General features: G+C 68.0%; 13 protein-coding genes and 1 pseudogene. 8 read left to right on the forward strand and 6 right to left on the reverse strand.

All coding sequences use genetic code 11. The features are described from left to right. The first annotated feature begins 221 nt into the window (after positions 1–221). On the forward strand, positions 222–527 hold the full coding sequence (locus tag AB8Z36_RS16015; RefSeq protein WP_369213977.1) for a hypothetical protein: 306 nt from the start codon (positions 222–224) through the stop codon (positions 525–527). A gap of 282 nt (positions 528–809) precedes the next feature. Here the strand turns inward: AB8Z36_RS16015 and AB8Z36_RS16020 are convergent, their stop codons facing one another. The 4 genes and pseudogenes from AB8Z36_RS16020 to AB8Z36_RS16035 all read right to left on the reverse strand — a co-directional run bounded on the left by AB8Z36_RS16020 (position 810) and on the right by AB8Z36_RS16035 (position 3236). Continuing rightward, entirely contained in the window at positions 810–1157 is a 348-nt protein-coding gene (locus AB8Z36_RS16020; RefSeq protein ID WP_369213978.1) for a YciI family protein, read from the reverse strand. Between the two features lie 65 nt (positions 1158–1222). After that, positions 1223–2122: a Vgb family protein gene (locus tag AB8Z36_RS16025; protein ID WP_369213979.1), complete on the reverse strand. Its 900-nt coding sequence runs from the start codon at positions 2120–2122 to the stop codon at positions 1223–1225. Beyond that, a pseudogene (locus AB8Z36_RS16030) lies at positions 2119–2775 on the reverse strand (CatB-related O-acetyltransferase). Before AB8Z36_RS16030 ends, AB8Z36_RS16025 begins: the two are co-directional and overlap by 4 nt. 62 nt (positions 2776–2837) lie before the next feature. After that, a complete protein-coding gene (locus AB8Z36_RS16035; protein ID WP_369213980.1) occupies positions 2838–3236 on the reverse strand; it encodes a VOC family protein in 399 nt (132 codons plus the stop codon). A 148-nt stretch (positions 3237–3384) separates the two neighbouring features. Here AB8Z36_RS16035 and AB8Z36_RS16040 point away from each other — a divergent pair, with 148 nt between their 5' ends. From AB8Z36_RS16040 to AB8Z36_RS16055, 4 genes are all read left to right on the forward strand, one after another. After that, on the forward strand, positions 3385–4002 hold the full coding sequence (locus AB8Z36_RS16040) for a TetR/AcrR family transcriptional regulator (protein WP_369213981.1): 618 nt from the start codon (positions 3385–3387) through the stop codon (positions 4000–4002). 478 nt (positions 4003–4480) lie between these two features. Next, on the forward strand, positions 4481–5458 hold the full coding sequence (locus AB8Z36_RS16045; RefSeq protein ID WP_369213982.1) for a hypothetical protein: 978 nt from the start codon (positions 4481–4483) through the stop codon (positions 5456–5458). A gap of 99 nt (positions 5459–5557) precedes the next feature. Then, on the forward strand, positions 5558–6007 hold the full coding sequence (locus tag AB8Z36_RS16050) for a TetR/AcrR family transcriptional regulator (protein ID WP_369213983.1): 450 nt from the start codon (positions 5558–5560) through the stop codon (positions 6005–6007). A gap of 392 nt (positions 6008–6399) precedes the next feature. Then, positions 6400–6759, forward strand: a complete 360-nt coding sequence (locus AB8Z36_RS16055; protein WP_369213984.1) for a hypothetical protein — start codon at positions 6400–6402, stop codon at positions 6757–6759. Between the two features lie 651 nt (positions 6760–7410). Here AB8Z36_RS16055 and AB8Z36_RS16060 read toward each other — a convergent pair. Then, positions 7411–7971 (reverse strand): nitroreductase family protein, encoded by a 561-nt coding sequence (locus tag AB8Z36_RS16060; protein WP_369213989.1) that lies wholly within the window; start codon positions 7969–7971, stop codon positions 7411–7413. Between the two features lie 205 nt (positions 7972–8176). On the opposite strand from AB8Z36_RS16060, the gene AB8Z36_RS16065 reads away from it, so the two are divergent. Continuing rightward, positions 8177–8827: a histidine phosphatase family protein gene (locus AB8Z36_RS16065; protein ID WP_369213985.1), complete on the forward strand. Its 651-nt coding sequence runs from the start codon at positions 8177–8179 to the stop codon at positions 8825–8827. A 228-nt stretch (positions 8828–9055) separates the two neighbouring features. Here the strand turns inward: AB8Z36_RS16065 and AB8Z36_RS16070 are convergent, their stop codons facing one another. Continuing rightward, complete coding sequence (locus AB8Z36_RS16070) at positions 9056–9223, reverse strand: hypothetical protein (RefSeq protein WP_369213986.1); 168 nt, start codon at positions 9221–9223, stop codon at positions 9056–9058. 209 nt (positions 9224–9432) lie between these two features. Here AB8Z36_RS16070 and AB8Z36_RS16075 point away from each other — a divergent pair, with 209 nt between their 5' ends. After that, positions 9433–10260 (forward strand): helix-turn-helix transcriptional regulator, encoded by an 828-nt coding sequence (locus tag AB8Z36_RS16075; protein WP_369213987.1) that lies wholly within the window; start codon positions 9433–9435, stop codon positions 10258–10260. A 219-nt stretch (positions 10261–10479) separates the two neighbouring features. Further along, positions 10480–11095, forward strand: a 616-nt coding sequence (locus tag AB8Z36_RS16080; protein WP_369213988.1) for an alcohol dehydrogenase catalytic domain-containing protein, incomplete at its 3' end; no start/stop codon positions are given.

Consider the following 11095-nt stretch of genomic DNA (forward strand, 5'->3'; position numbering starts at 1 on the left):
GCTGTTGAGCTGCATGTTGGTGTTTGCCTGCTCGGAGTCCTCATGGGCGGGTGAGCTGGTCGTCCACGTGTGTGCTGGGGAGGAGGGAGGCCGGGTAGGTAGCCAGGCCGGAGCGGGCGATGAGGGCTGTGTGGGCGTACTGCGGTCGGCTGCCTCGAGCGCATTGCCGATCTGGCGAGCTGGTTCTTCAGGGGCTGGTCAGATCGTTCCGCACATCGCCTTTGGTCTGGCATCCGCGCGGTCGGCTGCGCCACCTCACCGTGGTGGCCCTGCCCCCGGCCCATGCCGCCGCCCTCTTCGGCACCCAGGACGCCGGAGCCAGCGAAGAGCAGCTGCGTGGCATCGCGGCCGAAGCGCTCGGGGGGGCGTCCTTCCGCGACGGCGGGTACCGCGCCGCAGGCCTCGAAGTGGGGCTCACCGACATCGAGCAGCTGGACATCGGCCTAGAGTGCTCAACCGGCCCCGCACTGCGGAAGACGACACTCGAACACCGGCTCGCCGCGCGCGACAGTATTTCAGGGAGGTGAGCCGGGGGCACGGCACTGAAGGTGATGTCATTCGCACGTGCTGGTAGGCCGGGACCATCTCGACGCGCGCCGACCGGGTGGGGGCATCCGTGCGAGAAGTCCGGCCGAGGATAGCTGCGAGTTTCCGGCGCGCCGCGCCCCGGCCGTCACCGGCACACCCCTGCTCGGCGACGACCGGTGTGGGGTGTCCCCACGCGTGACGCCGGTGTGGAGTGTCCCCACGCGTGACGTCCGAGGGGTGGACGGCGGTGACACCGCAATGGGGGGATCGGGCCCGGCTGTTCAGGCCGTTTCGAGAATGGGGCGGATCTCGACGGTCTCCGGGGTCGGCAGCGTCTTGGCCAGCTCAAGGGCTTCTTCTGGAGTGGCCACGTCGATGATGAACCAGCCGCCGAGGGTCTCTTCGCCTGTATGCGCGGGGCCTTCGGTGACCTCCGGGGTGCCGTCGGCCGCTGTGCGCACGGTTGTGGGAGGCGTGTGCTCGGTTTCCAGGGCCTGGCCGCCGAGGAGCCGCCCGGTCGCGGCGAGGCTGCTGATCCAGCCTTCGTACTGTTCGCGGTAGGCGGCACGGTCGGTCTGGATCCGGTGGCGTGAGGCGTCTGTCTCGAAGATCACGAGTGCGTATTTCATGGGGTCTCCTTCGCGGCCGACGTCGGGGCGGCCGCTGGTGGAGGGTTCGGTGGGGCTGTGCTTGGTCAGGTGGCACTGTTCGTAGGGGTGATTCGGGCGAGTGCGCCGATCTCCAGTGCGCTCCATACGGCGCCGTCGGCACCGAGGGTGATGCCGTGTGGTTCGCAGTGCGGGGTGGGCAGGTCGTGGACGGTGACGGAGCCGGTGGGGGTGATGGTGCCGACGCGGTTTCCTTTCCACTCGGTGAACCAGACGGTGCCGTCGCCGTCGACGATGATGCCGTGCGGGCGGGAGGTGCGGTCGGGCAGCGGGAACTCGGTGATCTGCCCGTCGGGGGTGAGGCGTCCGATCTGCCCGGCGGCGATCTCGGCGAACCACAGGGAGCCGTCATGGCCCTTGGCGATCCCTACCGGCGCCGCGGCCTGGGTCGGCAGCCGATGCAGGGTGATCGCACCGTCCATGCCGATCCGTCCGATGGCGTTCGCCTGGTTGAGGGTGAACCACATCCCGCCGTCGTCACATGCGGTGATCGCGGACGGGAAAGCCCCGGTGACGGGGAGCGGAAACTCGGTGATGTGCCCGTCGAGGGTGATGCGGCCGATGCGGTCGGCGGCGGTCTGGGTGAACCAGAGCGCGCCATCGGGCCCTGCCGCGATACCGAACGGCCCGCAACCGGGTGCGGGCACGTCGAATTCGTCGATGGTTCCATGGGTGGTGATGCGTCCGATGCGGTCCGCCCGGTACTCGGTGAACCACAACGCGCCGTCGGGGCCGGGTGTGATGACGCTCGGTCCGCAGTCGGCACCGAGCGGGTGGCTGGTCGGTTCCTCGCCGGGGACGAGCCTGCCGATTCTGCCACTGTGGACGAGGGTGAACCACAGCGCGCCGTCCGGTCCGGCGGTGAGGGCGTAGGGCCCTGCCGCGCCGTCGGCCACCGTGTGCTCTTCGATCGTTACTCTAGTCAAAGGACTTCCCTCAAATCGTGCTCGACGGCGATGCGTTCGATGTCGGCCGGTGTCCCGGCCATGATGGTGCTGGCGTGTTCGGTGACCAGGTCCGCGGGCCAGTCCCACCACGCGGCGCGCAGCAGCTTGGTGATGTCGGCGTCGTCGAAGCGCTGCCGGATGGGTCAGGCCGGGTTGCCGCCGGTAATGGTGTAGAGCGGGACGTCGGCGGTGACCACTGCGCCGGCTGCGATGACGGCGCCGTCACCGATCCGCACGCCGGGCAGGACGGTCGCCCGGTGGCCCAGCCAGACGTCGTTGCCGACGCTCGTGTCTCCGCGGCTGGGCATGGCGGCGATGATGTCGAGTGTCTGCTCGGCCCAGCGGCCGCCGAACATCGTGAACGGGTAGGTGGACACCCCCATCGCCGGATGTTCGGCCCCGGCCATCAGGAAGGTGGTGCCCGAGGCGATCGCGCAGTACCGGCCGATGGTCAGGCGCTCCGGCCCGTAGGCGTAGAGGACCTTGCGGTGCTCGAACTCGATGGCGCCGTCCGGGTCGTCGTAGTACGTGTACTCACCCACGTCGATGCTGGGAGAGGTGATCAGGGGTTTGAGGAACACCACGCGGTCGTGGGCGGGCAGCGCGTGCACCCTGGTCGGATCAGGTGCCAAGGCCGTATCTCCCTTGCCGGGGTTGGCTTCGACGGGGCTGTCGTGTACGGCGCGGCGTCCCGTCAGGAGTGCTCGGAGCCGGACGGGGCAGCCCACTCGACGAACTGGACCACCACCCCGCACGGGTCGGTGACCTGGAAGAGGCGCTCGCCCCACGGCTCCTCGCGCAGCGGCATGGTGATCGCGACGCCCTCGGCGCGCAGCCGCTTCTCCTCGGCCTCGATGCCGGTGCCGGTGAACGCGAGGATCAGGCCGGAGGCGTGCTGGTCGCGCTGGTCGGCGGGCAGTACGTCAGCGCCGCGTGCGAGCAGGACGATGTCCATCGCCGCGTCGTCACGGGTGAGGGAGGCGAATCCGTCGGCGGCGGCTTGCTGCGTGTAGCCGAGGTGGGCGGTGAAGAAGCGCTGGGAGGCGGCAACGTCGTCGACAGTGAGCGAGACGGTAGCCGTGGTGATCTGCATGGTTTCTCCCCGTGGGGCGGTGCGGGCGGAAGACGTTCAGGTGGCGCCGCAAGACGCTAACGGCACGCGGCGTGCCGTTCTGGGGGGACCGTCTCACCCTCCGGAACGACTTGTCAACGGCACTCGGTGTGCCGATAAGCTGGGGGGTATGGACGAGCATCCTCCCGCTCCCGCCCCGCGTCGCCGGGGTGCCGTGCGCACCGAGGAGATCCTGCGGGTCACCCTCGATCTGGCAGTCGAAGTCGGATACCCAGGGCTGAACATCAAGGCAGTGGCCCAGCGAGCCGGTGTCGGCAAACACACCATCTACCGCCGCTGGCCGTCCCTGCCCGCGCTCCTGCTCGACGCGCTCAGCCACGTCTGGTCCAGCGACCTGGACTACCGCGACACCGGGGACCTCCGAGCAGATTTGCGCGAGCAGTTCATCCGCTCCTCGGGCGTACTCAGCACCGCGCCGATCGGCCCCGTCTACCGGGCCGTGATCGCCGAAGCGCAGGCCGACCCCGAGCTACGAGCAACCATCCACGAACGTTTTCTGACCTCCGTCGAGACCAGCACCCTTGAACGCATCACCCGCGCGCAGCACACCGGCGAACTGTCTCCGGACGCGGACCTCACCTTCGCCGCCGAAGTCCTGTGCGGCGCCCTCTATTACCGCTCACTTCTCTCCAACCGCCCCGTCGACGAGGCCGCCGTCGACGGCCTCCTGGACATGTTCATGGCCGCCTACGCCCTCCCGAGCGAATCGCCCGCCACGGTGCCGTAAGTGGGCACACCAGCAGAACGGAAGCGCTTGACAGAGCCGCCAAGACACTGACGAGGGCTACAGCCCGCCTCTCCAGTTGCGGCTTCACGACGTCACGGGCGGAGGAGCTGCTTCTCCGGGCGCCACTCGCTTCGTCGTCATCCTGCCTCCATCGTCCCAGCAGCGATCAACCTGCGATCGGTTCGGCTGCGCGGGCCTGCCGCGGGCCGCGGCGGATACCGCGGGGCCGGTCAGGGCAGGAAGTTTTTTCCCATTGCAGGGAGTCCATGCTCAGGCATGCTCAGGGCGGCGTCAGCGAGGGCTTTGGCCACGGATCGGGGCCGATCTAGGGGCGTCCGGATCGAGGGGGAGCGGCCGTGGACGGCGGTGATCGGTGGGCTGGCAGGCCAGCCCAGCTCGACCGCGGTGCTGGCTGCGCCAGCCTCTGATGTGCCTCAATTGGGCCTCAACGGTGGCGGGTTGACGAAACGATGGGGCCATGTCGATCTTGAGTCAAGGCATCGGCCTCGTACGACACTACTGGCGGCTTGTCCTGTTCCCCGCCGGTTACGCGGCCGCACTCTGGGGCAATGCGCGGTGGACCCACGCAACCGTTCCGGACCGGGTGGCCAGCCTGGTGTGCTTCATCGGCGGCCTCCTTCTGATGCGCCGATCGGCCCGGTACTGGCGACCGGCCACGCTCCCGGGGCTCAGGGCAGAGATCTCGGAGCGGCTCTCGGCTCGGTGGCAGTCGCCACGGTGGGTCCAGACCCGTGGGAACTTCCGGATACTGCTGTGGGGCGTGGCCGTGGCCGTCGTCGCGTTGTACGGGTGGCGGCTCCTTGTCCATCTGGACACCACGCGGCCGGTCAGATACCTCGACGACGTCCAGAATCTCATGGTCATCTGGGGTGTCTTTCCGCTTCTCGCGCGGGCCGCCGAACCGGAAGACGTTCCGTTGGTCCGGCTGCACGGGCGGATCACGCGGGCCGCGATCACCCGCACGGTATCGAACGCGGCAGGCATTTCCATGGTGGGTGCCATGGTGTACACGGCTGTCCTCCTGCGGTACCCGGCGGCGGTGGTGACGGTGGCGGTGACCCTGGGCGTGGCTGTGATCGTTTCGGTTCACAAGACGTGGACACGGACGCGGAAGCTGTGCACCCTTGTCCATGCGGATGTTCAGACGCTGGTGCGGGACCTGGAGGAGTTCGCGGAGGGGCCCGGGGAGGCCAAGCTGGCCGCGGCGGTGCGGAGCTGGGATGCGGTGCACCGGGATCTGCTGACGAGAATCGACAGCGGCTACTGGCTGTTCGGGATGCCGTTCCTGCCGCCCGGCACAGTCACCGTCCTGGAGGTGAAAGTGGCGAGGGCGTTGGATGAGATCCCCAGCAACAAGCACGCAGGCGCGGACGTACTCGCCGACTTCGACACGATCCTGACGGTGTGCGCTGCACGGATCGACACGGTGGCGTGAGCGTATCCCCGGGGCCCCTGAGCTGAGGAGTGCTGGCTTCGCCCTGCGGCCGGACTCGGACCAGGCCGAGGGCCGTGAAAACTCCTACTCCTCAAATCGATGCCACCCCTTCGCCGGGCGCGGCATTCGGACGCTCAGGAGAACCGTGCGCGGATCATCAGGGCCGCTCGCGCGGAGCTCGATCGCAACCCCACGGCGAGCCTGCAATCCGTCGCCAAGGCGGCCGGAATCGGCCAGGGCACGCTGTACCGCCACTTCCCCGACCGCGACGCACTGCTGCTGGCCGCCTACGGACGGGAGATCGGTGCACTCACCAGCGCCGCTCCACTCCTCCTCAAAGAGCACGGGCCCGTCGAAGCCCTCCGCCGCTGGCTCACTCACCTGGCCGCTCACGGCCGCGGCGACAGCGCGGTGTCCGCCGCCATGGAAGCCGCCACTCGTACAGCCCACGACAGCCACCACAGCCGCGAGGGGTCCCCAGTCGCAGCCGCGCTGGACCAGAGGCTCAGCGCGGATAAAGAGGCTGGACCAGAGGCTCAGCGCGGGTAAAGAGGCACGGCAGGTGCGGCCGGACGCGGTCGAGCAGGCCGACCGTGGCGGACGCCCCGCGCGCGAGCGGCCCGTGCCACCGCGTCCGACGTGCGCCCGGCCGGATCGCTGATGACGTGGTCGGCGGTGATACCCGCGCGCAGCTGCTTGCCGGCAGGGGGCCGAGCAAGGCGACGGCGAGCACGACACTCATGACGACGCCGCCCGGATGGCGGGTGAGCGCGGATCTGAAAGGCCATCGAGTGGGCTTCCGGGTTATGCCTTTGCCTGTTTTGTTCCTGCTGGGCGTGAATCAATATTTCATCTGGCGAAACGCGGTGAGCGATGTGTTAGCTTCCCCTGTCATTCGGGGGAAGCAGTAAGAGCTTCTCCCTTAATCGCGAGGAGTAAGGTTGCGGGTTATCAACGCAGCAAAGAAGGCCGTCGTTGTCTCAGCAGTGGCGGGAATGGCCATCGCAGGCACCACCTCAGCTGCCAACGCGAGCAGCAGCCGCAGCTACACGCAGGGCCAGGCATCGTTCAACAGCGTCGGCGAGATCGTCATTGTTCGAGACCTGCAATTCGATCACAAGGCCGTGCGCCTGTACATCTACTCGTACAAGGGAACTGATCTCTGCGGCGCCACTGACAACGTGCGAGAGTCGTCCTGCAACAAGAGTTACAAGGAGGGGGCCAAGCTGACGTTTGAGCTGGCCGTGTTGGACACAAGCGGGTACCACAAGACGCTCGGAAAGTGGACGGATCGCGCCTGATGCTGCGCCGCCAACTTGCAGAGTAGCGCCGTATGACTCGGTCGACAGGCATGCGAATGCCTGTGTCGAGGGCCTATAAAGGTAAGTAGCCGTCAAGCCGCTACCGCCGCTACCCGCACCGACATGGTCGTCCAGACACGAGCCGGGTTCGGCTTCACCGCCGCGCCCGGCACCACTGCTGACGCCCCGGCTCCACCACCTGACCGTAGCCCTGCCCCCGGTTCATGCGGCCCGCCTACTTCGGCGCCCATGACGCCAGAGCCAGCGAATAGCAGCTACGTGATGTGCTCGCCGGGGGAGGCTTGGGCAAAAGGTAGTTTCACGTCAGTGGCCACCGCGCCGCAGGCCTCGAAGTGCGACTCGCCAGCATTGGACATTCTGGACGTCAACCTCTGACGGGCCCGCACATGCAGCGGGGTGAGGCCCGCACCGCGTGCTCGGTGCGGGCCTCACCGCATAGAGGGGGCCCGCGTCCGGACCACGGCCCATGCTTCGTGGCACGGGCCCACGCTGCCTATGTTGCCGTCGCCATCGAGACATACGCGGAACACGTCCAGTTCGTTGCTCAAGCGCTGCAGCAGAGATTCCAAGTCCATGACCAGCAGACCTCACCCAGCCCACTGACATCGCGACCCGGGCCTGACCCGTCGGCTATTCCGCTGATGACCAGGGAGCAGAGCGCAAGTGCGCGACGCTACGCCGCTCGCGGACCTCTGAGGGCCTGTCAGCAGCCTTCCCCACCGCGACCATGGAGACGATCGCCCAGCCCGGGTTCGGGTCCAGCTCCTTGGTGAGTCCTTCCAGGCCGAAGGCCCGGAATTGGTGTGCGGCGAGTCCCATGGCCTGGGCCTGAACAGTCAGGTGGGCGATGGCCTGGCCGAGATCGTAGTCTGCGAACTCGGAGTAGAGCAGCTGAGTGTCCTCGACGTATCGACGCGTCAGCGTGACGATGAGCAGGCCCGCATCCGTCGCCCAGGCGGCCGAACTCGGCGCGAGGTAGGGGAGCAGCCGTTCATGTTCGGGCTCACCGGGCCTGCCGATGAAGAAGCCCCACGGCTGGGAGTTCCCTGCCGACGGCGCCCACCGAGCGGCTTCCAGCAGCAGCCCGAGGGCATGGTCGTCGACCACCGTCGACGGGTCGAACCGGTGAGGGCTGAAGCGCCCGGCAAGCAGTGGGTGTATGCCGTTGTACGGCTCCTGAGGATGGTGCACGATCAGCTGCAACCGGCGACCGTGAGCGCGCATTCCCGCCGGTGTGAGCGTCGCCATCACTCACGTCAGACGATCCACCAGAATGACGACCAGCCAGGGGGGGCACACCCATTGACCACGATTCGATACGCGCCCCAGCAGGACGAGGCGACCCCCCCCGCGGGATGCCCAACACCCGACGTCGTCACCCTAAGGGCAGGCTGTTGTGCGCACTCTCTACGTCGTAACCCAACCAGAGGCAACGCACCACGTCGAGGGAGTCGTCGGCGGATGGCACGACTCGCACCTGACACCCGCCGGAGTTCGTGCGGCGGCCTCCATCGCCCAGGCGCTTCGGGCCCAGATCCCGGAAGGTGCCGAGGTGGAGCTGTTCTCCTCGGACCTGCACCGCACACATCAAACCGCCGAGGCCGTGGCCGCACTCTTCTACGTGGAGCCCATCCTTGATCACCGGCTCCGGGAGAAGTCCTACGGTGAAGCAGGCGGCAGGCCGCAGGAGTGGCTGGACCGGCGCTTCATCCCCCCGCCCGCCCTCGGCGAGCGGATGGACCATGACGAAGGCGTGGAGGGCGCCGAGACGAAGGCGCGGTGGGCACAGCGCATCTATGCGGCCATGGACGAGATCCTGCAACGGCCCTGCGCCCACCAGATCATCGTCACGCACGGCGGCTCGCTGACCTTCGTCCTGGCGTCCTGGATCAAGATGCCGATCGAGTCGGCCGGCTACGCCAGTTTCCGGGCCCCCTCCGGCAGCATCACCACGCTGCGCGAAGACGATTTCTTCCACAACCGCCAGGTCGTCAGTCTTGGTGACACCCGCCATCTCATGGCCCGAAAGAACGACCCCAGGGCATGACGAAACCGCCAGGGTTTACTGCGTTACGTCCTTGGTTGGGCGCCTCTGGATGGCGCGCTCGTCGCCCAGGTTCACTTCCAGCTGCGGCAGCTCCAGGACAGACCGACTTGCGGACCGCGAGCGCGTCCACCGTCACAAGCGGATCAGCTGCCGCTCCGATGCCGGTAAGCACCAAGGCGAAGAGGGTTTCCTGGCACGACGACTGGACGGGTCTTATTCCGGCAACGGCTAACGGATCGCGCAACTGCCAAGGCATCTGTAGCCCGCCTCCAGCGGGAGAAGGGCGTTCCACCCGCCGACGGCGGTGTCGAGCGCGAGCGTATCCAGGCCATGACCGACGAACTGGAGGCGGCTCGGGACCGCCTGGACGAGGTCATCGCGATCACGGTCACGCACCTGTAGGACCATCGCCGTGGGTGTACCGGGGGCTCGATCGGGGTGACCAGCCAGCTGGTACCGGGTGCACGCAGCACATTTGGGGGCGTCGGCGGAGGCTGCCCGTAGATGGTGGTCAGCCAGGGACAATCTGTCCCCGGATGAAGTCGCCCTTCACCCGCCCTCCGGTGCAGGTCAGGATTGGCCTGTCGAACAGAGGAGGCCGGACGATGGACCGGGCGTTGCTTGCAGATTTTCTTCGTGCGCGTCGTGAGGCGCTGCAGCCGGAGGATGTCGGGCTGCCCCGTGGGCAACGGCGCCGCACCGGTGGGTTGCGGCGTGAGGAGGTGGCCGCGCTGGCCGGGATGTCGGCCGACTACTACAGCAGGATCGAGCAGCAGCGCGGTCCGGCGCCGTCGGAGCGGATGCTCGGTGCGCTCGCCCAGGCGTTGCGCCTGAACCTGAGCGAGCGTGACCACCTGTTCGCTCTCGGTGGCCTGTCGATGCCGCGGCGGGTCCTGTGCGACGATCAGGTCGGTCGCACGATGACGCGGATCGTTGCCGGGCTTTCGGACGTGCCCGCCATCGTGCTGTCACGGTTTGGCGAGGCGCTGCTGCAGACGCCTCCGGCAATCGCCCTGCTCGGTGACTTCACTCAGTACTCGGGCCTGTCCCGTTACCTGGTCTACCGCTGGTTCACCGGCGATCCGGGAGTGCGCGGCCTCTATCCCGTCGAGGACCATCCGATACGGGGCAGGGTCTTCGCCGCCGAGATCCGGGAGGCGTACACGGCCGATCCCACAGGGAAGGCCAATGAGATCGTCGCGGCTCTCCTGGAGGTCAGCCCCGAGTTCGCGAACATCTGGCGGCTGCACGAGGTGGGCGTGACCCACCACCACGACCTCAAGCGCTACGTGCACCCCGAGCTGGGGGAACTGGAGCTGTACGCAGAGCTGCTGCTGGACCCCGAGCAGTACCAGACACTCCTGGTCTTCACCGCCGAACCGGGTTCTCCCAGTCACGACAAGCTCAAGCTCCTGGCCGCTGTCGGCGACTAGCGCCTCACGACCGGCGACCGGCGACCAGCGACCAGCGACCAGTGGCCAATGGCCATCGACTGCCGGAGGTCGTTGACGACCGTCGGTTCCCGCACACCTGGCGGCACACCCTCGAAGCAGGGGTGTGCCCCCTGTCTCCTCATGCTTGCTTGCTTGCTCGCTCGCGAAATCGAAGCACGTTTCCCGTCATGAGAACTGCCATGAAAGTCGAGGTCTGCCATGAAGGCAGTACGTTTCCACGAGTACGGCGCTGCGGACGTCCTGCACTACGAGGACGTTGAAGAACCGGTGCCCGCAGCGGGGGAGGCACGGATCCGGGTCGCCGCGACATCGTTCAACCCGGTCGACGGCAACATCCGCGCCGGCTTCATGCAGGGCCCCATCCCGGTGGCCCTGCCGCACACCCCCGGCATCGACGTCGCGGGCACGGTCGACGCCCTGGGGGACGACGTGAACAACCTCAGGGCGGGCGACCCGGTCATCGGCTTCCTGCCGATGACCGGCGCCGGCGCGGCAGCGGAATACGCCCTCGCACCGGCCCGGCTGCTCACATCGGCGCCCGCAAGCATCCCACTGGCCGACGCGGCCGGGCTGCCGCTGGTCGGCCTCACCGCCTGGCAGGCCCTCTTCGACCACGCCAGGCTGACCGCCGGTCAGCGCGTGCTCATCAACGGCGCGGGCGGCGCGGTCGGCGGCTACGCCGTACAACTGGCCAAGCACGCCGGCGCCTACGTACTCGCCTTCGACGGCGATCTCCACGTCGATCCTGGTGCCGCCGTCGAAGGCGAGTACGTAGGTGACGCGGTCCGCGCCCGCCGCCGCGGTGACCCGCGGC

This window comes from Streptomyces flavofungini (genome assembly GCF_041028215.1).
GTDB lineage: Bacteria > Actinomycetota > Actinomycetes > Streptomycetales > Streptomycetaceae > Streptomyces > Streptomyces flavofungini_B.